The organism is Frigoribacterium sp. ACAM 257 (assembly GCF_007954365.1).
Classification (GTDB): Bacteria; Actinomycetota; Actinomycetes; order Actinomycetales; family Microbacteriaceae; genus Frigoribacterium.
The window spans coordinates 310,805-333,452 of sequence record NZ_VOLO01000001.1 but is presented as its reverse complement, the minus strand read 5'-3'; the positions used below and the strand labels follow the sequence as shown (position 1 = coordinate 333,452).

General features: G+C 72.9%; 19 protein-coding genes, 1 tRNA gene and 1 other RNA gene. 7 read left to right on the top strand and 14 right to left on the bottom strand.

Features of this window, described 5'->3' with window-relative positions; genetic code table 11:
* Positions 1 to 79: 79 nt before the first annotated feature.
* The 5 genes from ES689_RS01590 to ES689_RS01570 all read right to left on the bottom strand — a co-directional run bounded on the left by ES689_RS01590 (position 80) and on the right by ES689_RS01570 (position 5,999).
* Positions 80 to 1,192 carry an Rv2578c family radical SAM protein gene (locus ES689_RS01590; RefSeq protein WP_146899288.1) on the bottom strand — a complete coding sequence of 371 codons (1,113 nt, stop codon included), beginning with the start codon at positions 1,190 to 1,192 and terminating at the stop codon, positions 80 to 82.
* 114 nt (positions 1,193 to 1,306) lie between these two features.
* Entirely contained in the window at positions 1,307 to 2,797 is a 1,491-nt protein-coding gene (locus tag ES689_RS01585; protein WP_146899284.1) for a malate:quinone oxidoreductase, read from the bottom strand.
* Positions 2,798 to 2,886: 89 nt separating this feature from the next.
* Positions 2,887 to 3,573: an SGNH/GDSL hydrolase family protein gene (locus ES689_RS01580; protein ID WP_146899280.1), complete on the bottom strand. Its 687-nt coding sequence runs from the start codon at positions 3,571 to 3,573 to the stop codon at positions 2,887 to 2,889.
* Between the two features lie 44 nt (positions 3,574 to 3,617).
* On the bottom strand, positions 3,618 to 4,673 hold the full coding sequence (locus tag ES689_RS01575) for an aspartate-semialdehyde dehydrogenase (RefSeq protein ID WP_146899278.1): 1,056 nt from the start codon (positions 4,671 to 4,673) through the stop codon (positions 3,618 to 3,620).
* Positions 4,674 to 4,733: 60 nt separating this feature from the next.
* The gene (locus ES689_RS01570; RefSeq protein WP_146899275.1) at positions 4,734 to 5,999 is read right to left on the bottom strand and encodes an aspartate kinase; all 1,266 of its coding nucleotides are present in this window, start codon (positions 5,997 to 5,999) and stop codon (positions 4,734 to 4,736) included.
* Between the two features lie 186 nt (positions 6,000 to 6,185).
* Here ES689_RS01570 and ES689_RS01565 point away from each other — a divergent pair, with 186 nt between their 5' ends.
* Positions 6,186 to 6,995: a DUF1206 domain-containing protein gene (locus tag ES689_RS01565; protein WP_146899273.1), complete on the top strand. Its 810-nt coding sequence runs from the start codon at positions 6,186 to 6,188 to the stop codon at positions 6,993 to 6,995.
* A gap of 96 nt (positions 6,996 to 7,091) precedes the next feature.
* On the opposite strand, the gene recR is transcribed toward ES689_RS01565, so the two are convergent.
* Both recR and ES689_RS01555 read right to left on the bottom strand, forming a co-directional pair.
* Positions 7,092 to 7,691 carry a recombination mediator RecR gene (gene recR, locus ES689_RS01560; protein ID WP_146899270.1) on the bottom strand — a complete coding sequence of 200 codons (600 nt, stop codon included), beginning with the start codon at positions 7,689 to 7,691 and terminating at the stop codon, positions 7,092 to 7,094.
* Between the two features lie 3 nt (positions 7,692 to 7,694).
* A complete protein-coding gene (locus ES689_RS01555; RefSeq protein ID WP_223269327.1) occupies positions 7,695 to 10,160 on the bottom strand; it encodes a DNA polymerase III subunit gamma and tau in 2,466 nt (821 codons plus the stop codon).
* Positions 10,161 to 10,387: 227 nt separating this feature from the next.
* Between ES689_RS01555 and ES689_RS01550 the strand changes: the two genes are divergently transcribed.
* Entirely contained in the window at positions 10,388 to 11,008 is a 621-nt protein-coding gene (locus ES689_RS01550; protein WP_146899264.1) for a TasA family protein, read from the top strand.
* A 172-nt stretch (positions 11,009 to 11,180) separates the two neighbouring features.
* The gene (locus ES689_RS15770; RefSeq protein WP_223269326.1) at positions 11,181 to 12,302 is read left to right on the top strand and encodes a signal peptidase I; all 1,122 of its coding nucleotides are present in this window, start codon (positions 11,181 to 11,183) and stop codon (positions 12,300 to 12,302) included.
* 2 nt (positions 12,303 to 12,304) lie between these two features.
* Here ES689_RS15770 and ffs read toward each other — a convergent pair.
* Positions 12,305 to 12,401, bottom strand: an RNA gene (gene ffs, locus ES689_RS01540) — signal recognition particle sRNA small type.
* A gap of 54 nt (positions 12,402 to 12,455) precedes the next feature.
* Here ffs and ES689_RS01535 point away from each other — a divergent pair.
* On the top strand, positions 12,456 to 13,136 hold the full coding sequence (locus tag ES689_RS01535) for an SDR family oxidoreductase (protein WP_146899261.1): 681 nt from the start codon (positions 12,456 to 12,458) through the stop codon (positions 13,134 to 13,136).
* Positions 13,137 to 13,236: 100 nt separating this feature from the next.
* Here the strand turns inward: ES689_RS01535 and ES689_RS01530 are convergent, their stop codons facing one another.
* The 4 genes from ES689_RS01530 to ES689_RS01515 all read right to left on the bottom strand — a co-directional run bounded on the left by ES689_RS01530 (position 13,237) and on the right by ES689_RS01515 (position 18,421).
* Positions 13,237 to 14,430, bottom strand: a complete 1,194-nt coding sequence (locus tag ES689_RS01530) for an acetate/propionate family kinase (RefSeq protein WP_146899258.1) — start codon at positions 14,428 to 14,430, stop codon at positions 13,237 to 13,239.
* Positions 14,427 to 16,580 (bottom strand): phosphate acetyltransferase, encoded by a 2,154-nt coding sequence (gene pta / locus ES689_RS01525; RefSeq protein WP_146899255.1) that lies wholly within the window; start codon positions 16,578 to 16,580, stop codon positions 14,427 to 14,429. The genes ES689_RS01530 and pta overlap by 4 nt, the downstream gene beginning before the upstream one ends.
* A 55-nt stretch (positions 16,581 to 16,635) precedes the next feature.
* Positions 16,636 to 18,075, bottom strand: a complete 1,440-nt coding sequence (locus ES689_RS01520) for an amino acid permease (RefSeq protein ID WP_123546666.1) — start codon at positions 18,073 to 18,075, stop codon at positions 16,636 to 16,638.
* A 127-nt stretch (positions 18,076 to 18,202) separates the two neighbouring features.
* On the bottom strand, positions 18,203 to 18,421 hold the full coding sequence (locus tag ES689_RS01515; protein WP_146899252.1) for a hypothetical protein: 219 nt from the start codon (positions 18,419 to 18,421) through the stop codon (positions 18,203 to 18,205).
* An 82-nt stretch (positions 18,422 to 18,503) separates the two neighbouring features.
* Here ES689_RS01515 and ES689_RS01510 point away from each other — a divergent pair, with 82 nt between their 5' ends.
* Positions 18,504 to 19,010, top strand: coding sequence for a GNAT family N-acetyltransferase (locus ES689_RS01510; RefSeq protein WP_146899249.1), 507 nt, complete (start codon positions 18,504 to 18,506; stop codon positions 19,008 to 19,010).
* A 200-nt stretch (positions 19,011 to 19,210) separates the two neighbouring features.
* Here ES689_RS01510 and ES689_RS01505 read toward each other — a convergent pair.
* Positions 19,211 to 19,295 (bottom strand) — tRNA-Ser (locus tag ES689_RS01505).
* Between the two features lie 140 nt (positions 19,296 to 19,435).
* On the opposite strand from ES689_RS01505, the gene ES689_RS01500 reads away from it, so the two are divergent.
* Both ES689_RS01500 and ES689_RS01495 read left to right on the top strand, forming a co-directional pair.
* Positions 19,436 to 19,807, top strand: coding sequence for an RNA-binding S4 domain-containing protein (locus ES689_RS01500; protein WP_146899246.1), 372 nt, complete (start codon positions 19,436 to 19,438; stop codon positions 19,805 to 19,807).
* Between the two features lie 205 nt (positions 19,808 to 20,012).
* The gene (locus ES689_RS01495) at positions 20,013 to 20,636 is read left to right on the top strand and encodes a hypothetical protein (protein ID WP_146899244.1); all 624 of its coding nucleotides are present in this window, start codon (positions 20,013 to 20,015) and stop codon (positions 20,634 to 20,636) included.
* A 50-nt stretch (positions 20,637 to 20,686) separates the two neighbouring features.
* Here ES689_RS01495 and ES689_RS01490 read toward each other — a convergent pair whose 3' ends face one another.
* The gene (locus tag ES689_RS01490; RefSeq protein WP_146899241.1) at positions 20,687 to 22,645 is read right to left on the bottom strand and encodes a helicase HerA-like domain-containing protein; all 1,959 of its coding nucleotides are present in this window, start codon (positions 22,643 to 22,645) and stop codon (positions 20,687 to 20,689) included.
* Between the last annotated feature and the right edge of the window lie 3 nt (positions 22,646 to 22,648).

The window sequence follows — 22,648 nt, the reverse complement described above, 5'->3', positions numbered from 1 at the left end:
ACTCGACGGGGCGAGGCCCAGCCCGCGGCTCGGTTGTGCCCCGACCTCCGCGACGGGGACGCGATGGGCGGCGGCGCGGTCAGAAGAGGCGCGGCTGCGGCGACCGCGCACCGCCCGGCAGCTCGTGCGCGATGAGCGAGCGCGGTCGTCCGTCCGCGCCGAAGCCCAGCGTGCCCCGGGCCGCCGCCGCGTCGTCGAGGGCACTCGAGCGGGTGGAGCCCGTCGCCGGGTCGGCCGTGCCGTGCTCGAGCCCGTGCTCGGCCAGCAGGGGCCGCATGCGGGCTGCGAGCCACTTGCGGTAGCCGAGGGGCGCGTAGGTGCTCGTCGCGTACATGTCGCGGTACCGCGTGACGAGCTCGGGGTGCTCGCGCTCGAGCCAGGCGGACCACCACTCCTTGACACCGGGCTTGAGGTGCAGGGCCGAGTACAGCAGGCTCGTCGCCCCGGAGGCGCGCACGGCGGCGAGGGCCCGGTGGAGGTGGTCGAGGTCGTCGGTCAGCCACGGCAGCACGGGCATCATGAACACGGAGCAGCGGAGCCCTGCGTCGGTCGCGGCACGGACCGTCGCGAGGCGTGCGGCCGTCGTCGGCGTGCCCGGCTCGACCGACTGCTGCAGGTCGTCGTCGTGGATCGCGATCGACATCGCGATGTCGACGGGCACCTGCTGAGCCGCCTCGACGAGGCGCGGCAGGTCGCGCCTCAGCAGGGTGCCCTTGGTCAGGATGCTGAACGGGGTGCCCGAGTCGGCCAGGGCCGCGATGATGCCCGGCATCAACCGGTACTTGCCCTCGGCGCGCTGGTAAGGGTCGGTGTTCGTGCCGAGCGCGACGGGGTGACGCTGCCACGACGGGCGACGCAGCTCGCGGGACAGCACCTCGGCGACGTTCACCTTCACGACGATCTGCCGGTCGAAGTCGTCGCCGCCGTCGAGGTCGAGGTACTCGTGGGTCGGACGCGCGAAGCAGTAGACGCAGGCGTGGCTGCACCCGCGGTACGGGTTGATCGTCCAGCCGAAGGGCAGGGCCGAGTCGCTGCCCGGCACACGGTTCAGGGCGCTCTTCGCGAGGATCTCGTGGAACGTCACCCCGGCGAACTCGGGCGTCGTGACCGAGGCGACCAGGTTCGACAGCCTGGCCAACCCGGGCAGCGCCGACGCGTCGGTCGTCGTCGTCGCCTGCTCGCTCCACCTCATCTGCAGAGTCGAACACATGTTCGACTCGACGTCAAGCCGAGGCCGGGGCCGGGGCCGGGGCCCGAGTCGGCCCGCGCCTCCTGCGATCAGCGAGACCGAGAACTGCCCCGGGGGCTAGGCGTGGATCCGCAGGGCCTCGGCGGTCGCTCCGAGCGTGGCCGCGGCGCGCACCTCGTCGTCGGCGAGCTGGTCGCCGTAGGTCGGGACCATGCGACTGAGGGTCGGCGTCCACCCTGCGATCCGGTCGGGGAAGCAGCGCTCGAGCACCGACAACATGATGGGCACGGCGGTGGAGGCGCCGGGCGAGGCCCCGAGGAGGCCCGCGATCGTGCCGTCGGCCGCCGAGACCACCTCGGTGCCGAACTGCAGCACGCCGCCCTTCTTCGCGTCCTTCTTGATGACCTGGACGCGCTGGCCCGCGGTGATGCGGTACCAGTCGGCAGGGTCGGCGTCGGGCATGAACTCGCGCAGCGACTCGAACTTGCTGTCGCTGCTCGCCATCAGCTGGCCGACCAGGTACTTGACCAGCGACAGGTTGGCGAGCCCGGCCCGGATCATCGGGTAGAGGTTGTGCGGTCGGATCGAGGCGAAGAGGTCGAACCACGAGCCGTTCTTGAGGAACTTGGGGCTGAAGCCCGCGTACGGCCCGAACATCAGGCTCGCCTGGCCGTCCACGACGCGGGTGTCGAGGTGCGGCACGGACATCGGGGGCGACCCGACGGCGGCCTTGCCGTAGACCTTCGCGGCGTGCTTCGCCACCACGGCCGGGTCGTCGGTCCGGAGGAACTCGCCGCTGACCGGGAACCCGCCGAAGCCCTTGATCTCGTCGATGCCCGACTTCTGCAACAGGTGCAGGGCGCCTCCCCCGGCGCCGACGAAGACGAACCGGGCGTCGACGCTCGTGGGCGTGCCCCCGACCTGACGGCGCATGGCGACCCGCCAGGTGCCGTCGGCCAGCTTGGTCAGCCCGGTGACGCGGTGGTCGAGCTCGATGCGTGCCTCGTTCTCCTCCAGGTAGGTCAGCAGGAGGCGCGTCAGGCTGCCGAAGTCGACGTCGGTGCCCGCCTCGATGCGGGTCGCGGCGATCGGCTGGTCCTTCGCGCGACCGACGATGAGCGACGGGGCCCACGACCGGATCACGGAGGCGTCGGTGCTGAACTCGATCCCGGCGAAGAGCGGGTGGTCGCGGAGGGCCTCGTGCCGCTTGCGCAGGTACTCGACGTTGGCCTCGCCCCAGACGAAGCTCATGTGCGGCGTCGAGTTGATGAAGGCGGACGGCTCGGGCAGGGCCCCCTCGGCGACGAGGAACGACCAGAACTGCCGGGAGACCTGGAACTGCTCGTTGACCTTGACGGCGCTGCTCGTGTCGATCGTGCCGTCGGCGCGCTCGGGCGTGTAGTTCAGCTCGCAGAGGGCGGAGTGGCCCGTCCCGGCGTTGTTCCAGGGGTTGCTCGACTCCTGTGCGACGTCGCCGAGCGCCTCGTACACCTGGATGGTCCAGGTGGGCTCGAGCTGCTTGATCATGGCGCCCAACGTGGCGCTCATGACGCCGGCCCCGATGAGGGCGACGTCGACGGGCTTCGTTGCCTTCGATGCTTCGGTCACGAGGTGCAGTCTAGGCGTCGCGTCTGGGTGCGGGACCGGGCACGGCTCGATGCCGAGCCGGTGACGGCCTCGGCGGTCAGCCCGTCGGCTCAGAGCCCGAGCGCCGTCAGCTCGGCGTCCATCCGGCGGGCCATCTCCGCGTAGCCGTCGTCGTTCGGGTGCAGCCCGTCCGCGGCCATCCACTCGGGGTGCCCCTCGAGCCACCGGGAGGCGCCCGGCACCCAGTCCGCGCCGACCTCGTCGGCCGCGTCACGGACCCAGCCGCTGATGACGTCGACGCTGGCCGGCCGCTCGTCCGTGTACCAGAACGGCTCGACGACGACGAGGCGGGCGTCGGGCAGTGCGGAGGCGATGCGGTCGAGGTCGTCGCCGATCTGGGCGTGGACCTCGTCGGCGCGCGCGTCGTACGAGAAGTTGTCGTTCAGCCCCATCGTGACGAAGACGATGTCCGGGTCGGCGTCGATGACGAGGCCGGGCAGGTCGCCGCCCTCGAACGACGTGCGGTGGTTGACGAAGCCGAGCCCGTTGACGCTCGGGTTGTACTCACGCCAGCCGCGCTCCTCGCTGACGACGGTCGACCAGCGGCGGGACGCGTCGGAGGCTCCCGTGCCGAGCGTGTACGAGTCGCCGTAGAAGGCCACGACAGGGCCGTCCCCCTCGGGGACGGCCGACGAGGCGGGCGGCCCGTCCGCGACCGGGCCCGCACAGCCCGTCAGGACGGCGGCGGCGGCAGCGGCAGCGAGCAGGGCGACGAGGCCGGGCACGGAACGGTTCATGCCCGGTCTTCGGAGCGAGGGAGGTGCGGGTTGGGTGGCGGGAGCTACGCCGTCGCGAGACGGCGCGCCGCGACGATCTCGGCGATCTGCACGGCGTTCAGCGCGGCGCCCTTGCGGAGGTTGTCGTTGCTGATGAAGAGGGCGATGCCGCGGCCGCCGGGCACGCCCTCGTCCTGACGGACGCGACCGACGAACGACGGGTCCTTGCCGGCGGCCTCGAGGGGCGTGGGCACGTCCGTGAGGACGACGCCGGGGGCGTCGGCGAGCAGCTCGCGGGCACGGGCGGCCGTCAGCTCGGTCGCGAACTCGGCGTTGATCGACAACGAGTGGCCGGTGAAGACGGGGACGCGCACGCAGGTGCCGCTGACGAGCAGGTCGGGACGCTCGAGGATCTTGCGGCTCTCGTTGCGGAGCTTCTTCTCCTCGTCGGTCTCGTCGAGGCCGTCGTCGACGATCGAGCCGGCGAGCGGGATGACGTCGAAGGCGATGGGGCGCACGTAGACGGCGGGCTCCGGCATCTGCACCGCGCCTCCGTCGTGGACGAGGCCGGCCGCGTCTCCCTCGAGGGCCGCGCGCGCCTGGCCGAGGAGCTCGTCGGCGCCCACGAGGCCGCTGCCGCTGACGGCCTGGTACGTGCTCACGATCAGGCGCTCGAGCGTCGCCTCGGCGTCGAGCACCTTGAGCACGGGCATGGCGGCCATGGTCGTGCAGTTCGGGTTCGCGACGATGCCCTTGACGGCCTGGTCGATCGCGTGAGGGTTGACCTCGCTGACGACGAGCGGCACGTCGGGATCCATCCGCCAGGCGCTCGAGTTGTCGATCACGAGCACGCCGGCCTCGGCGAAGCGGGGGGCGTGCGCACGGCTGCCGGTGGCGCCGGCCGAGAAGAGGGCGATGTCGAGCCCGGCCGGGTCGGCCGTCTCGACGTCCTCGACGACGACGTCGACGCCGCGGAAGGGCAGCGTCGTGCCTGCGGAGCGCGCCGTGGCGAAGAAGCGGATCTCGGCGATCGGGAAGTCGCGCTCGTCGAGCAGCTTCCGCATGACCTTGCCGACCTGGCCGGTGGCGCCGACCACGCCGACGCGCAGACCTTCAGACATCTCGTGCTCCTGGGGGTGTGAGGGGGTGGTGACCGGGGAGGGGCGTCGCGGGCGGACCGGTCAGCGACCGGTGCCGCCCCAGACGACGGCGTCGACGTCGGCGTCGAGCTCGAACGCCGTGTGGACGACGCGCAGCGCCTCGGCGAGAGTGTCGGCGCGGGTGACGACCGAGATGCGGATCTCGCTGGTCGAGATCATCTCGATGTTGATGCCCGCCTCGAACAGGGCGGTGAACAGCCGCGCCGAGACGCCCGCGTTCGTGCGCATGCCGGCGCCGACCAGGGCGAGCTTGCCGATCTGGTCGTCGTACTGCAGCGACTCGAAGCCGATCTCGGCCCGGTCGGACTCGAGCGCGTTGAGCACCACCGACCCCTCGGACTTCGGCAGCGTGAACGAGATGTCGGTGCGGCTCGTCGACGCGGCCGAGACGTTCTGCACGATCATGTCGATGTTCGCGCTGGTCTTGGCGACCGTGCGGAAGATCTGCGCGGCCTTGCCGGGGACGTCGGGGACGCCGACGACGGTGACCTTGGCCTCGCTCAGGTCGCCCGCGACACCGCTGATGATGGGCTCTTCCACGTTCTCTCCCTCTTTCGGGTTGACGACCAGCGTGCCCTCGCCGTTGTGGAACGAGGAGCGGACGTGCAGGGTGACGCCGTGGCGTCGGGCGTACTCGACGGCACGGATGTACAGCACCTTGGAGCCGGCCGCCGCGAGCTCGAGCATCTCTTCGCTGGTGATGCGGTCGAGCTTGCGGGCGCGCGGCACGACGCGGGGGTCGGCCGTGAAGACGCCGTCGACGTCGGTGTAGATCTCACAGACGTCGGCGTCGAGCGCGGCGGCCAGGGCCACCGCGGTCGTGTCAGAGCCTCCCCGGCCGAGCGTCGTGATGTCGCCCGTGCTGCGGTTGAAGCCCTGGAAGCCCGCGACGATCGCGACCGACCCGGCGTCGAGCGCCTCGCGGATGCGGCCGGGCGTCACGTCGACGATGCGCGCCTTGCCGTGCTGGGCGTCGGTGATCATGCCGGCCTGGCTGCCCGTGTACGACCGCGCCTCGACGCCCTGGCTGCGGATCGCCATGGCGAGCAGGGCCATGCTGATGCGCTCGCCCGCGGTGAGGAGCATGTCCAGCTCGCGCCCGCCGGGCATCGGCGTCACCTCGGCGGCGAGGTCGAGGAGCTCGTCGGTCGTGTCGCCCATGGCGCTGACCGCGACCACGACGTCGTTGCCGGCCTTGCGCGTCTCGACGATGCGCTTGGCGACGCGCTTGATGCTCTCGGCGTCGGCGACCGAGGACCCGCCGAATTTCTGCACGATCAAGCTCACGGTGGCGGCTCCAGGAGGTGGGTGGCAGGAGGAGGCGGGCGCGGTCGGTCTGGGGCGCCTGCGTCCGACGATTCTAGGAGGTGCCCGGCCCGTGTGACGACCGGTCGCGACGCGCCTGCGGACGACTCTCCCCCCGGTGCCGGCCACGACCGGACCGACCGCGGCTCCGACCTCTAGCGTGGATGCATGACCGACGCCGTCGCGGACGCCCGCGGATCCGCCAGCCGCCTCCAGGACAGCCGCGCCCTCCGCGCCCTGGCCCGCGTCGGGTTCGCGATGAACGGGCTGCTGCACGTGCTCATCGGCGGGATCGCGCTCGGCATCGCGACGGGCGGCGGCGGCGAGGCCGACCAGGGCGGCGCACTGGGGCAGCTCGCCTCGCGCCCCGGCGGCGCTGCCGTCCTGTGGGTCGTGGTCGTCGGGCTCTGGGCCCTCGGCCTCTTCCAGCTCCTGGAGGCCGCCCTGGTGCGGGGCTCCGACAAGGAGGCGTGGGCCGGCCGGGCGAAGGAGGGCGGCAAGGGCGTGGCCTACCTCGCCGTCGGCCTCACGGCGTTCACGTTTGCTCGCGGCGGGTCGTCGGACAGCTCGGACCAGACCCAGAGCCTGAGCTCGCGCCTGATCGCGACCCCCGGCGGGGTCGTGCTGCTCGTGGTGCTGGCACTCGCCGTCGTCGCGATCGGAGTCTACTTCGTCGTGAAGGGCGTCCGGCAGGGATTCCGCGAGGACCTGGTCGTGCCCCCGGGGACAGCCGGCCGTGTGACCGTCGCGCTCGGGGTCGTCGGCTACGTCGCGAAGGGCGTCGCGATCGCGGTCGTCGGCGTGCTCTTCGCGGTGGCGGCGGTCACGGCCGACCCCGAGGAGGCCAGCGGGCTGGACGGGGCCCTCAGGGCCCTGGCCGGCCTGCCTGCCGGCGTGGTCGTGCTGTCGGTCGTCGCGGTCGGGCTGATCGCATTCGGGCTCTACAGCGGCGTGCGGGCCCGCCGCGCGCGGCTCTGACCCGCAGGACAGCGACCCGCAGGACAGCGACCCGCGGGACAGCGACCCGCACGACCACGCCCCGCAGGACCGCGGCCCACAGGCGGGCCGGCTCCGCTAGTCGGAGACGACCCGTCGGCCCTCGAACGCACGACCGAGGGTGACCTCGTCGGCGTACTCGAGGTCGCCGCCGACCGGCAGACCGGACGCGAGCCGCGTCACGCGCAGCCCGAACGGCGCGAGCATCCGCGACAGATACGTCGCCGTGGCCTCGCCCTCCAGGTTGGGGTCGGTGGCGATGATGACCTCCTGCACGGTGTCGTCGGCGAGACGCTGGACGAGCTGGCGGATCCGGAGGTCGTCAGGGCCGACGCCGTCGATCGGGCTGATGGCGCCGCCGAGCACGTGGTACAGCCCGCGGAACTCGCGGGTGCGCTCGATCGCCTGGACGTCCTTCGCCTCCTCGACCACGCAGATGGTGGCCGGCGAGCGACGCGGGTCGCGGCAGATGGAGCAGCGCTCCTGCTCGGTGACGTTGCCGCAGATCTCGCAGAACCTCACCTTGGTGCGGACGTCGACGAGCAGCTCGGAGAGCCTCGTGGTGTCGTACGTCTCGGTCTGCAGGATGTGGAAGGCGATGCGCTGCGCCGACTTCGGCCCGATGCCCGGCAGGCGACCGAACTCGTCGATCAGCTCCTGGACGATTCCCTCGTACACGGGCTACTCGCTTCTCTGAGGCGTGACGCGGGGAGCGATCGTCTCTTCTTCGATGAACTGGGCGCCGAGGATCTCGCGGACGACGGCCTCGCCGTAGCGCGACCCGGCCGGGATGCCACGACGGGGGTCGCCCGCGGCGGCGCGGCGCTGACTCGCGCTCGGTCCCTGCGCCTGAGGCGGTGCTGCCGCGGCGCGCGCCGCCGGCGCCGACGGCGCGGCCGGGGCCACGTCGGAAGGCGGCGGAGCTGCGTCGACCGTGGGGACGCCGCCTGCAGGCTCCTCCGTGATGAACTCGGGCTCGTCGGGCTCGGGCGGGGGCGTCTGCGGGATGGTCGCCACGTCCCACCCGGTGACGGGCCCGGCCGGCGGCCGCACCTCGGCCTGCGCAGGCGCGGTCGACCGTGCCGACGCCGGGCGCGGCTCGGGCGCGGACGGAGCGGCCTCGGACGGGGCCGACACCGGCGCGGGCGCCGTCCGCTGCTCGGGGGCCGCCGCGGTCGGGGCCGGCTGGTCAGCGGGAGCGACCGGCGCGGGCTCGCCCTCGCGGGCCGGTGCGGGCTCGGTCGGAGCCACGGCGGCGGCCGCTGCGGGGGCAGGCCCGTCGGCGGGCCCCTCGACACGGGCGATGTACTTGACCCGGACGCCAAGCACCTGCTGGATGGCGCGCCGGAGGTACTCGCTGACGCCCTCGCCCGCGCCCTGGGGCTTCTTGAACTCGTCGACGTCGTGCGCACTGGGGAACGCGAGGGTGAGCACCTCGTCCGCGTAGCCCTGCACGCTGGCGGTGACGACCACCATCCAGGCGGTGCGACGCGCCTTCTCGACCGCCTCGACGATCTCGGGCCAGGCGTCGCGCATCTGCTGCAGGGAGACCGTGCCGACGGGAGCTGCCGTGCCGCCGGACGGCGGGACGGCGCCCTCGACCGCGGGAGTCTGCGCCCAGGCGGCGGAGTGCGCGGCCGTGGGCGTCGCCGGCTCGGTCGCGGTCGGCTCGGCGGCCGCGGGCTCGCTCGCCGCCGCCGCCGCCGCAGGCTCGGCCCCCGTCGGCGCAGCCGCAGCCGCGGCCGCTGCCTCGGGCACGGTCGCTGCGGGAGCGACGGCGCCCCACGCCGCCGAGGCCGCAGCGGGGTCGGACGACCCGACCGCTGACGCGGCGGTCGAGGCCTGCTGAGGGGCTCCCGCCCCGCTGCCGCTGACTGACGACGGGCGGTCCGTTCGCTGGCCCGAGGGTCGCGAGGACCCTGACGATGCGGACGGCGCGGCCACGGCCGACTGCGCGGGATGAGCAGCGTCGCCGGCGGCACCGTCGACTCCGACGCGCCGCTCGAGCCGCTCCACCCGGGCGAGAGCGCCCCGAGTCGTCTCGTCTGCCTCGGGCACGAGAACGCGCGCGATCATCAGCTCGAGGTGGAGACGGGGCGACGTGGCGCCCGTCATGTCGGTGAGGGCCCGGTTGACCACGTCGGCCGAGCGCGACAGCTCGGCCGCGCCGAAGGAGTGGGACTGCTGGACGAGCCGGTCGAGCTCTTCGGGCGTGACGCCGCGCAGCACGGCGGAGGCGCCCTCGACGGTCGCGCCGACCACGATGAGGTCGCGGAGCCGCTCGAGCAGGTCCTCCACGAAGCGCCGAGGATCCTGGCCGGTCTGGACGACGCGGTCGACGGCCGCGAAGGCGGCGGCGCCGTCGCGCTGCCCCAGGGCGACGACGACGTCGTCGAGCAGGGCGGCGTGCGTGTAGCCGAGCAGGGCGACGGCGCGCTCGTACTCGATGCCGCCGCTCTCGCTGCCGGCCATGAGCTGGTCGAGCAGCGACAAGGTGTCGCGCACCGAGCCGCCGCCCGCACGGACTACGAGCGGCAGGACGCCGGGCGCCGCCGCGACGCCCTCGCTCTCGGCGAGCTGCTGCACGTACTCGAGCATCTGCGCGGGCGGCACGAGCCGGAACGGGTAGTGGTGGGTACGGGACCGGATCGTGCCGATCACCTTGTCGGGCTCGGTCGTCGCGAAGATGAACTTCACGTGCTCCGGCGGTTCTTCCACGACCTTCAGGAGGGCGTTGAAGCCCTGCGGCGTGACCATGTGGGCCTCGTCGAGGATGAAGATCTTGAAGCGGTCACGCGCCGGGGCGAACACGGCGCGGTCGCGGATGTCGCGAGCGTCGTCGACGCCGTTGTGGCTCGCCGCGTCGATCTCGATCACGTCGAGCGAGCCGCCGCCGTCGCGCGCCAGCTCGACGCACGAGTCGCACACGCCGCACGGGGTGTCGGTCGGGCCCTCGGCGCAGTTGAGGCAGCGCGCCAGGATGCGGGCCGACGTCGTCTTGCCGCAGCCCCTCGGGCCGCTGAACAGGTAGGCGTGGTTGACGCGGTCGGCGCGCAGCGCCGTGCGGAGCGGATCCGTCACCTGCGACTGTCCGATCAGCTCGGCGAAGTTCTCTGGCCGGTAACGGCGATACAGGGCTGTGACCACGGGACAAGAGTAGTCGGGGCCACCGACGTCCGCGCCGGGAGGGAGGTGGTCTCGGCCCCTCATCGGGGGTGGGTGCGCCCCCTGGCGCGAGCCGCGCCTCCTTGGTATCTTCGACCCACCGGGCGAGCCTCACCAGCTCGCGCCGATCCGCCTCACCAGCGGGGACGCACCGGCCGCGACCCACCCTCGCGGCAGACCGGTCAGGATCAGGATCAGGAGACACCCGCATGTCTGCAGCCACGGCGTCCTCGCGCGCCCACCGCCTCTCCGTCTCGGGCAAGGTCAGGGCCGTCCTCGCCCTCGGCACCGTGCTCGGGCTCGGGACCGTCGCGACCCTCGCGGCGTTCACCGACACCGTGACCGCGACCGGCAGCTTCAGCACGGGCACGCTCGACCTCAAGCTGAACGACCAGGACGTCACGACGGCCCTCACCGGCCTGACGATGACCGCGGCGAAGCCTGGCGACCAGACGTACGCGCTCCTCACGGTGCGGAACGGCGGCACGCTCCCCTTCAACTACGCCTACACGACGGTCGCCGGCGGCGCCGACGCGGCCGTCCTCGGCCCGGTGCTGAACTTCGGCGTCGCGAGCCTCGGCACGGGCACCTACAACGTCGGTACGCCGCCGACCTGCAACGCCACCACGTTCAGCGCGACCCCCGCCACGGTGGTCACGCCCAGCACGACGAAGCTCAGCGCGGGCCCGGCGACGGCGGCCGCGAGGGCGCTCACGGTCAACCAGGTCGAGTACCTCTGCGTCCGCGCCGAGGTCCCCGCCGACGCGACCAACACCGTGCAGGGCAAGACCGTGACCGCGACCATGACGGTGACCGCGACCCAGCAGTAGCGGCACCCAGTCCTCCCAGCTCCCGCCTCCCAGGGCGGGCGTCCCGAGGCCCCCGCCACCTCCGTGGCGGACGCGGCCCGGACACGGGGACGGCGGAGTCCGGCGTCGGGTGCCCGACTCCGCCGTTCCCCTCACGATCCACCTGCCCGACGCACGACGAGGGGAGCCACCCATGGCGTCCTCCCCCGGACGCGCGCGGCACGACCGGCCGCCGGCCGACCACGCCCGCCGCAACGCCAGGGCGCGCTTCTTCGCCCGCGAGGTGGTGCTGTGGGCCGGGGCGCTCACCGGCGTGGTCTGCCTGACGGCCGCGGCCCTCGCCGTCTTCGCGGGCGTCACTCCCCTGATCTTCCGCTCCGGCTCGATGTCCCCGGACATCCCCACCGGTGCGCTCGCGCTCGCACGGACCGTCCCCGCAGCCGAGGTCGCCGTCGGCGACGTCGTGAGCGTGCCCCGAGCGGACGGCGTCCGCGTCACCCACCGCGTGGTCGAGACGGACGACGCAGGCGGCGCCTCCCGGTCTCTCGTCCTCAAGGGCGACGCGAACCCGGTGACCGATCCGGAGCCGGTCGTGGTGGCGGAGGCGGACCGCGTCTTCTGGTCGGCGCCGCGCCTCGGCGAGTGGGTCGACCAGGCCCTCGCGCCAGGCTGGGTGTTCGTCGTCGGCACCCTCTTCGGCATGCTCGCCATGATCGGCTTCCGCCGCCCCCGCGCGGAGGACCTCGCCGCCACCGAGCACGCCCCTGCCCCTGCCCGTCCGCACGAGATCGGAGCCGAGGAGGCGCCCGCCCGCCCCGAGGACGGGCCGCGTCACGCGGCCGGCCGGCACCGCACCTCCGGCACTGCCGGCACGGCCGTCGTCTCGACCGTCGTCGTGGTCGCCCTCGCCGCCGCCCTGACGGCCGCGCCCCCCGAGCCCACCCTCGCGGCCTTCGCCGACCGCGCGACGGCGACCGCCACGGCGAGAACGGGCACGCTGGTGGGCGCGTCGACGATCGGGTGCACCGGCGGCGGCCTGCTCGGGGCCCCCGTGCTGACGTGGGACGTCCCGACGCCTCTCCCGGACGGCGGAGCCGAGCCGCCGTCGTGGAACGTCTACAGGGTCGGCGTGACGCTCCCGGTCGACACGGTCACGACCAAGCGCTGGCAGGTCCCTGCGGAGATCCTCGGCGTCAGCACCGCGACCTTCCGCGTGCAGGGGACGGCCGGCACCGCGCCGTGGCTGTCGCCGGTCTCGGCCACGAGAACGGTGAACTACGGCCTGCTGGGAGCCACCTGCAGCACGGCCCCTTAAAAAGTGGAGACCCCTCACGCACCCGCCAGAGCCCGGTTGCCCTTGCTGCGTTTCCGCCCTGGGGGAGTTGGCCTGGATGGCGCCACGTGAGGAGCCTAGAGAAGTTTAGCGGGTGCTGAGTGGTCTGCGCGACACGGGGTGTTCCCTGGGTGCATGAGAATCGTCATCGCCGGAGGACACGGCAAGATCGCCCAGCTCCTCGAACGCCGACTCGCCGACGCCGGGCACGACCCGGTGGGCATCGTCCGCAACCCCGACCACACGTCCGACCTCGAGGCGGCGGGTGCCCGTGCGCTCGTCCTCGACCTGGAGCAGACGGACGTCGAGACCCTCGCAGGCCACCTCGACGGTGCCGACGCCGTGGTCTTCGCGGCCGGCGGCGGGGGCGGCAGCGGCGCAGAGCGCAAGCTCACGATCGACCGCGACGGCGCGGTCCTGCTCGCCGACGCGGCGGAGAAGGCGGGCGTCGCCCGCTACGTCATGGTGTCGGCCATCGGCACCGATGACTTCGACCCGGAGAAGGCGCAGCTGCCCGCCGAGGACGACGACGCCGTCTACCAGGTGTACATGCGCGCGAAGAGCGAGGCCGACGCTGACCTGCGCGCCCGCGACGGCCTCGACTGGACCGTCGTGCGCCCCGGCGGCCTCACCGACGACCCCGGCACCGGCCAGGTCACGGTCGGCCAGACCGTCGAGCGCGGCACGGTCTCCCGTGCCGACGTGGCCGAGGTAATCGCCACGGCGATCATCGAGGGCACAGCGGTCAAGACGCAGTTCGAGCTCGTCTCGGGCGCGACGCCCGTGTCGGACGCGCTCGCCACGATCAAGTACTGAGCCAGGGCGGCCGGCACACGGTGCCCTGCTGCTGACGAGAGAGGCCCCGGAGGCGCGACGTGCGCCTCCGGGGCCTCTCTCGTGTCGAGGGGGCCGGTCGTCAGCGGAGCGCCGCAGCCTGCCGGGCGATCTCGAGCTCCTCGTTCGTGGGGACGACGAGAACCTCGACGGGGGCGCCCTCGGGCGAGATGCGGCGGGCGTCCCGCGAGGCCAGCTCGTTGCGGTCGTCGTCGACGCGGATGCCGAGGAACTCGAGCCCCGCCAGCGTGCGGCGGCGGAGCAGCGCGTTGTTCTCGCCCACGCCCGCCGTGAACACCACTGCGTCGAGGCCGCCGAGCTGCGCGACGTAGGCGCCGACGTAGTGCCGGATGCGGTGGCGGTAGACGGCCAGCGCCCACTCGGAGACGGCGTCGCCGCGGGAGGCGCTGTCCTGCACGTCGCGCATGTCGCCGCTGCCGGTGAGGCCGAGCAGGCCGCTGCCCTTGTTGAGCAGGGTCTCGAGCTCGTCGAAGTCGAGGCCGGCCTCGCGGTGCAGGTGGAAGACGGCGGCGGGGTCGATGTCTCCTGACCGCGTGCCCATGACGAGGCCCTCGAGAGGGGTCATCCCCATGCTCGTCTCGATCGACCGGCCGCCGTCGATCGCCGCGGCGGAGGCGCCGTTGCCGAGGTGCAGGACGATGATCTTGAGCTCGGCGAGCGGACGCCCGAGGAACTCGGCGGTCTTCTCGGACACGTACTTGTGGGAGGTGCCGTGGAACCCGAACCGGCGCACGTGGTGCTTCTCGGCCAGCTCGGCGTCGATGGCGTAGGTGTACGCGGCAGGAGCCAGCGTCTGGTGGAACGCCGTGTCGAACACGGCCACGTGGGGCACGTCGGCGAACGCCTCCTTCGCGGCCCTGATGCCCTGCAGGTTGGCGGGGTTGTGCAGCGGGGCCAGCGCGGACAGGCGGTCGATCGCCTTCTCGACCTCGTCGGTGACGAGGGTCGCCCGGTCGAAGTCGACTCCCCCGTGCACGACCCGGTGGCCGACGGCCGTGGGCGGGTGCTCCTCGAACGACGGGCCCTGCGCGGCGAAGGCCGCCATCATCGCCTCGAAGCCGGCCGCGTGGTCGGCGATCGACTGCGAGTCGTTGCTGCTCTCGGCACCGGTCAGGTGGTTGCGGTGCCGGGTCTGGCCCACCGCCTCCCCGATCCGCTCGACGAGCCCCGACGCGAGCGTCGTCTCGTCGTCCAGCTCGATCAGCTGGTACTTGAACGACGACGAGCCGGAGTTGACGACGAGGACTGCGCTCACGGGGTGTTCCCTTCGGTGGTGGGTGCGGCGGCCCGCGGGGTGCCGGCTGCCTCGGTGCCTGCCTGGATCGCCGTGATGGCCACCGTGTTGACGATGTCGCCGACGAGCGCGCCGCGTGAGAGGTCGTTGATCGGCTTGCGGAGGCCCTGCAGGATGGGCCCGATCGCGACCGCGCCGGCGCTCCGCTGGACGGCCTTGTAGGTGTTGTTGCCCGTGTTCAGGTCCGGGAAGATGAACACCGTGGCGCGGCCCGCCACGTCGGAGTCGGGCATCTTCGCGGCGGCCACGACGGGGTCGGCGGCGGCGTCGTACTGGATCGGGCCCTCGACGAGCAGGTCGGGACGACGCTCACGCACGAGGGCGGTCGCCGCCCTGACCTTCTCGACGTCCGCGCCCGAGCCGCTGTCGCCGGTGCTGTAGCTGAGCATGGCCACACGGGGCTCGATGCCGAACTGCACCGCGGTCTCGGCCGACGAGATGGCGATGTCGGCGAGCTGCTCGGCGGTGGGGTCGGGGATCACGGCGCAGTCGCCGTAGACGAGCACGCGGTCGGCCAGCGCCATCAGGAACACGCTCGAGACGACGCCCACGCCCGGCACCGTCTTGATGACCTCGAAGGCCGGACGGATGGTGTGGGCCGTCGTGTGCGCGGCCCCCGAGACCATGCCGTCGGCGAGCCCCAGCTTGACCATCATCGTGCCGAAGTACGAGACGTCCGTGACGGTGTCCATCGCCATGCTCGCGGAGATGCCCTTGTGCGCCCTGAGCTTCGCGTACTCCGCGGCGAACATCACCTGCAGGCTGGCGTCGAAGGGGTCGAGCACGCGGGCGTCGGCCAGGTCGAGGCCGAGCTCGGCACCGCGTGCCCGGATGACGGTCTCGTCGCCGAGGAGCGTGAGATCGGCCACGCCGCGCTGCAGCAGCGTCGACGCCGCACGGAGGATGCGGTCGTCTCCGCCCTCCGGCAGCACGATGTGCTTCTTCACGCTGCGGGCCCGTTCGAGCAGCTGGTGCTCGAACATGAGGGGCGTCACCACTCCGGAGGGGCTGACCTCGAGCAGGCGCAGCAGCTCGGCCCCGTCGACGTGCGTCTCGAACAGCGAGAGCGCCAGGTCGTACTTGCGGGGAGAGTCGGCGGCGAGACGCCCGCGGGTCTGGGTGATCGCGAGCGCGGTGTCGTAGGTGCCGAGCTCGTTGTGGGCGATCGGCAGCGTGCTGCCGAGGCCCTCGACGAGCCTGTCGACCTGGGGCGCCAGGGCGAAGCCGCCGTTCAGCACGACGGCCGCGAGCGAGGGGAACGTCTCGGACGCGTGGGCGAGCACCGTCGCGACCAGCACGTCCGACCTGTCCCCCGGCACGACCACGACGGCGCCCTCGATCAGGCGGGGCAGCACGTTCTCCATCGACATGGCGGCCACGACGACGCCCTCGACCTCGCGGTCGAGCAGGGCCTCGTCGCCGCGGACGAAGGTCGCCCCGGTCGCGTCGAGCACGGCGCGGACGGTGGGCGCCACGAGGAGGCGGTCCTCCGGCAGCGCCCAGACGGGCACGGCACCCGAGGGGCTCGCGGCGAGCGCCTCGCCGATGCCCCGGACGACGTCGTCGAGGTGCTCGGGCTCGACCCGGTTCGCCACGACGGCGAGCAGGCTGGCGTGCTCGTTGCGGAGCTCGGCCGTCGTGACCTCGGCCACCTGGCGCATGTCCGCCCCGGTGCGCGGGGTCGTGCCGTCCGCGGCGCTGCGGCCGCCGAGGACGAGCAGCACGGGGGCGCCGAGGTTGGCAGCGACACGGGCGTTGAACGACAGCTCGGTGGGGCTGCCGACGTCGGTGTAGTCGGAGCCGATCACGACGACCGCGTCGCACTGCCGCTCGACGGCCGAGAACCGGCTGACGATGGCGGCGAGCGCGGCGTCGGGGTCACGGTGCACGTCGTCGTAGGTGACCCCGACGCACTCCTCGTAGTCGAGGTCGACGCTGTCGTGGGCGAGCAGCAGCTCGAGGACGTAGTCGGGCTCGCGCGTCGAGCGCGCCACGGGGCGGAACACCCCCACCCGGCCGACCTCGTGGCTCAGCGTGTCGAGGACGCCGAGGGCGATCGTCGACTTGCCGGTGTGGCCTTCTGCGGACGTGATGTAGATGCGGGTGGACACGTCGCCCAGCCTACGTCCGGCGGGCTCGGAGGCACCGGGGAGGGGCTGCTCGGCGTCAGCGCGGCAGGCGGGGGCTGTCGGGGTTCAGCAGCGAGTGCCTCCGCCCGTAGCCGAAGTAGAGCACGAGGCCGACGACCAGCCAGATGCCGAAGCGCAGCCAGGTCTCCCAGTGCAGCTGCGAGATGAGGAACCCGCTCGCCAGCACACCGAAGGCCGGGACGAAGGGCATGAACGGGAGGCGGAACGTGCGCGGCTCGTCGGGCTTGCGGTAGCGGAACACGATGACGGCGACACAGACGACGACGAACGCGGCGAGGATGCCGATGTTCGTCAGGTCGGCGACGGCGCGGATCGGGAACACCCCGGCGAGCAGCGCGGAGGCGATGCCCGCGATCCACGTGACGCGCTGCGGGACGCCCTTGCGGTCGGTCCGTGCGAACCAACCGGGCAGAAGGCCGTCGCGGCTCATCGAGAACCAGACGCGCGTGACGCCGAGCAGGAAGGTCAGCATGACGGTGAGGATCGAGATGACCGCGAACACCGAGATGATCGTCGCCACCACCGGCAGGCCGACGCTGCTGAAGGCCGAGGCGAAGCCGGCGGCCGGGTCGATCTCGCGGTAGTCCTGCATGCCGGTGAGCACCAGCGTGGCGGCGACGTAGAGGATCATCGCGATGATCAGCGACAGGATGATCGCCTTCGGCATGTGCTTCTTGCCGTCGACGCTCTCCTCCGCCGCGGTGCTCATGGCGTCGTAGCCGAAGACGGCGAAGAAGACGGTGGCGGCCCCGGTGAAGACGGGTCCGAAGCCGTTGGGCACGAACGGCGAGAAGTTCTCCGCGCTCAGGTGGAACAGGCCGATGCCGATGATGAACAGCACCAGCAGCACCTTGATGCCGACGGCGACGATCTCGAACCGCCCGAAGGCCTTCGAGCCGCGGCTGAGGATGAAGGTGACGACCAGGCAGACGACGATCGCGGGCAGGTTGACCACGCCGCCCTGCCCCGCGTCGGGCGTCGACGCGATCGCGTCGGGGAGGTGCAGCCCGAGTCCCGAGAGGAACGCGTCGAAGTAGCCCGAGATGCCGATCGCGACGACGGCCACGATGGCCACGTACTCGAGCAGCAGGTCCCAGCCGATGAACCAGCCGATGATCTCGCCGAGGGCGACGTAGCCGTAGGTGTAGGCGGAGCCGGCCCGCGGGATCATGCCCGCGAACTCGGCGTACGAGAGTGCCGCCGCCGCGCTCGCGAGGCCCGCGATCAAGAACGAGAACAGCACCGCCGGCCCGACGCCCGGGTTGGCGTCGTCGCCGTGGGCGACGAGCCCGGCCAGCGAGAAGATGCCGACCCCGATGATGCCGCCGACGCCGATGGCCGTCAGCTGCCACAGGCCGAGGCTCTTGAAGAGCCCTGTGCCCCCGGTCTCGTCCTCGATCTGCTGCACGGGCTTCTTGCGGAGCACCGAGCGGGATCCGTCACGTCGTGTGGTCACGAGCGCCTCCTGTGCGCACGCCGTCGTGCGCGGTCTGGCTGAGGGGCGCGGGTGCGCCGTGGCGATATGTTACCCCCGCGACGGCCCTCCGCTGCACCCTGTGGTCACCGCGCAGGACCGAGCGAGCTCAGGAGTAGTCGTGCTGCGCCACGCCGAGGGAGCGGTATACGGCTCGGCCGTCGGCGGACGCGTCGGCGTCGAGCTCCCAGTTGACGTCGTCGCCGCCGTCGGCGGCAGGGCGGACGAGGCTCTTCTGCGGCTGGCCGCCGATCGACTCGAGCTGCTCGGTGCGGGCCTCCTGGCCGTCGTCGCCGAGGAAGGACGCGGTGTAGGTGTCGTCAGTCATGAGCAGAACCTACGCGGGCGTCCTCGGGTCCGACCGGCGCCTCCGTCGGTTCACAGGGTCGTCCCCCTCGTAGGATCGACGGGTGATCATCCGTCCCGCCGCCGAGTCCGACCTGCCGGGGGTCCTCGAGATCCACGCCGACGCCGTCGCCCGCTCGACCGCGATCTGGACCGACGCGGTGCCCGACCTGCAGGGACGCCGTGACTGGCTCGACGCCCACCGTCGCCCCGGCACGGCCGCGCTCGTCGCGGTCGAGGGCGACCTCGTGGTCGGCTATGCGAGCTTCGGCCCGTTCCACGCCAAGGACGGCTACCGCCACACCGTCGAGAACAGCGTCTACGTGCGCGAGGGCCACCAGGGAGCCGGCATCGGACGCAGCCTGCTGGAGGCGCTGGTCGCCGGGGCCACGGAGGCCGGCCACCACGTCATGGTCGCCCTCGTCGAGGCCGGCAACGAGGGCTCGGTGCGGCTGCACAGGTCGCTCGGGTTCGAGGACGCGGGGCTGCTCCGCGAGGTCGGCGTGAAGTTCGGCCGCTGGCTGGACCTGCGGTACATGACTCTGATGCTCGACGGGACCGCCGCCTCCTGAGCCCGTCGCACCGTGTCGCCCGGAGGGCGAACGAGAAAGGCCCTCTCGAAGGGGGAGGGCCTCTCCGGTGTCGCCCGAAGGGCGAACCAGTGGAGGACTAGCTATGGCCCTCCGGAGGGGAGGGCCATCTCGTGTCGCCCGGAGGGCGAACCGAGGGAGAACGAGAAAGGCCCTCCCGAAGGGGGAGGGCCTTTCTCGTGCGGAGGATAGGGGATTCGAACCCCTGAGGGCTTGCACCCAACACGCTTTCCAAGCGTGCGCCATAGGCCACTAGGCGAATCCTCCAGGGCGGCGACAGCATCACTGGCGCACGACCTCGTCCATGGTAGCGGACGGCGCGGGCTCCTGCGGACGTCGCGAGCGGCGACCTGACGACCGCGGCACGCGGCGGGCGGCCGTCGGCGGCGCCGACGTAGCATCGTCGGATGGACTCCCCCGCATCCGCCCGCGTCGACAGCTGGCTGTGGGCCGTACGGGTCTACAAGACGCGGTCCGCGGCGACGGCGGGCTGCCGCGCGGGACACGTCCGGGTGAACGGGGAACGCGTCAAGGCGTCGCAGTCGGTGCGGCCGGGCGACGAGGTGCGGGTCCGCGTCGCCGGCTTCGACCGGATCCTCGTGGTCCGCACGTGCCTCGTGAAGCGGGTGGGCGCCTCCGTCGCCGCCGAGGCGATGACCGACCTCACGCCGCCTCCTCCGCCGCGCGAGGAAGCCGCGATCGTCCCGGTCCGCGACCGGGGTGCCGGCCGGCCGACGAAACGCGAACGACGCGACCTCGAGAAGCTCCGCGACCGCTGACGAGATCGCCGGACACGTGCGGGCCGGCGCGGGGACGACGCGGGGACGTCGCGGGGACTATGCGGGGCCGCCGCTCACGGACCGGACAGAGCGGTCCGCCACCGGTGCCGCCTCCTTTATGATCGAGGCCACGGCAGGCCGTCGTGACGACGGCGGTCCTCTCTGAGGGGGGAGGCAGCCGAGGGCCGAGGGGGCAGAGACCGAGATGGTGACATCCGTCGCGCGCGACGACTTCGCGGTGATCGCGGTGCCCCGCCGCACGATCGCCAGGACCGCCGTCCTCACGGCAGTCCTCAGCCTCGCGCCCGTCCTCGCCGCCCTGCTCTGGCTGACGTGGCCGACCGACCGCTGGCCGGCCGTCCTCTGGGTCGCCGACGTCGCGCTCGTCGTCGGCCTGCTCATGTACTGGCGCTTCAGGGTCTCGTACGCGGGCGTCAGCTCCACGGAGTTCTTCAAGCGCGGGTGGCTGCCGGGAAGCGTCCGGCTCCCCCGCGACGCCGTGGCGACCCTCCTCGTCGCGCGCACCTACCGTGGCGCCTCGAGCGAGACCGTGCCGCAGCTGATCGCCCTCGGCCACGACGGCCGGGTGCTGTTCCGGATGCGGGGCGGCTACTGGCCGGACGAGGCGATCACGGCCGTCACCGACGCGCTCGGCAGCGCCGTCACGACCGTCTCGCGCCCCATGTCCGGTGCCGAGTTCTACCGCACCTGGCCCGAGAGCCGGTCGTGGTACGAGGGCCGCCGGTGGCTCAGCACCGGTCTGGTCGTGCTCGCATTCGCCGTCGCGACGAGCGTGCTGGCCCTCGTCTGGGAGATGTTCACGGCCTGAGCCCCCGACTCGCGGGCGACCGCTCCTGCACGGCGCGGTGGCAGGCGTCCTCAGCGCCGACGCAGGGTCCCGAAGATCCCCTTGACCACCTCGCGGACGATCGTCTTGCCGGCGCTCGAGCCGAGCACGTCCCCGAGAACGCCGCCGGAGCCGCCGCCGGCGCGCCCACGCCCGGACGACGAGGAGGAGGAGCGGGTCGAGCCGCCCGCCCGACGCGCCCTCGTCGTCGCGGCGGCCCGCTCGGCCTTCTCGAACTCGCGCTGCTGGCGCTCGTACTCGGCCTGGGCGGCCTTCCGCTCCTTCTCCGCCGCCTTGAGGGCCGCGGCGTCGCTCTTCTCCCTGGCCGCCGCCTCCTTCGCCTCGAGCACGAGGGCCTCGTCGCGCGCGGTCGCCTCGTCGAGCTCGCGACGACGCAGGGCCGCGGCCTCGAGCTTGCGGGCCAGCATCTCGCGGGCGGAGTCCCGGTCGACCGGCGTGCCGTACACCGGCCAGAGCGGCGACGCCGCGACCCGGGCCGTCATCTCGTCGGGGGGCAGGGGCGACATCGACCCCTGAGGGGCCCGCACCCGCGTCCAGGCGACCGGGCTCGGCGCGCCCTTCTCGTTCATGACGGTGACGACCGCCTCCCCCGTGCCCAGGGTGGTCAGCACGGCGCCGAGGTCGTAGTCGCTGGTCGGGTAGGTCGAGACCGTGGCCCGGAGCGCCTTGGCGTCGTCGGGCGTGAAGGCACGCAGCTGGTGCTGGATCCGCGAGCCGAGCTGCGCGAGGACGTCGCCGGGCACGTCCTTCGGGGTCTGCGTGACGAAGACGATGCCGACGCCCTTCGACCGGATCAGCCGCACGGTGCGCGTCACCTGCTCGAGGAAGGCGTCCGAGGCACCCGCGAACAGCAGGTGCGCCTCGTCGAAGAAGAAGACGAGCTTCGGGCGGTCGAGGTCGCCCACCTCGGGCAGGTCGTTGTAGAGGTCGGCGAGCAGCCACATCAGGAAGGTCGAGAACAGCGCCGGCTCGTCGTGCACGCCGGGCAGCTCGAGCAGGCTGACGATGCCGCGCCCGTCCGCAGCCTTCCGGAGGAACACGGCCGTGTCGATCTCGGGCTCGCCGAAGAAGCGGTCGGCGCCCTGGTCGGCGAAGGTGATCAGCTCGCGCAGCACGACACCGACGGTCGCCTTGCTGAGGCCGCCGAGCTCGACCAGCTCGGCCTTGCCGTCGTCGCTCGTCAGGTACGTGAGCACGCTGCGGAGATCGGCCAGGTCGAGCAGCGGCAGCCCCGCCTGCTCGGCGTAGTGGAAGACGAGCCCGAGGCTGGACTCCTGCGTGTCGTTGAGGCCGAGCACCTTGCTCAGGAGGATCGGCCCGAAGCCGCTGACCGTCGCCCGCACCGGGATGCCCTGGCCGCCGTCGCCGAGGGCGTAGAACTCGGCGGGGGCCGCGAGGGGCGTCCAGTCCTGGCCGATGCCGCGCGTCCGCGCGAGCAGCTTCTCGCTCGGCTCGCCCGCGGCGGCGAGGCCCGACAGGTCGCCCTTGACGTCGGCCGCGAAGACGGGCACGCCAGCCGCCGACAGCTGCTCGGCGAGCACCTGCAGGGTCTTCGTCTTGCCGGTGCCCGTCGCTCCCGCGATCAGGCCGTGCCGGTTCAGCATGCCGAGCGGGATCCGGACGGGGACGTCGGGGAGCGCGTCGCCGTTGACGAGCGAGCCGATCTCGAGGGCGGGGCCCTCGGTGGCGTAGCCCGCGCGGACCGCGTCGACTGCGGCCGGCGAGAGCGGACCCGAGGAGGCGGTGGTCGCGTCGACGGGACCGGGCGCCTCGTCCCCGGGAGCAGGCGCTGCCGCCTCGGGAGCCGGCGCGGCCGCCTCGGCCTCGGCCGCCTCCTGCGCTGCCGCCTCGGCCTCGGCCGCGAGCTGCTCGGCCCGCGCCAGGGCGGCCTCCGCGTCGCGCTTCGCCTGCTCGGCGACGGCGACCGCCGCGGCGGCCTCGGCTCTGGCCTGGTCGAGGGGGTCGGTCATGGG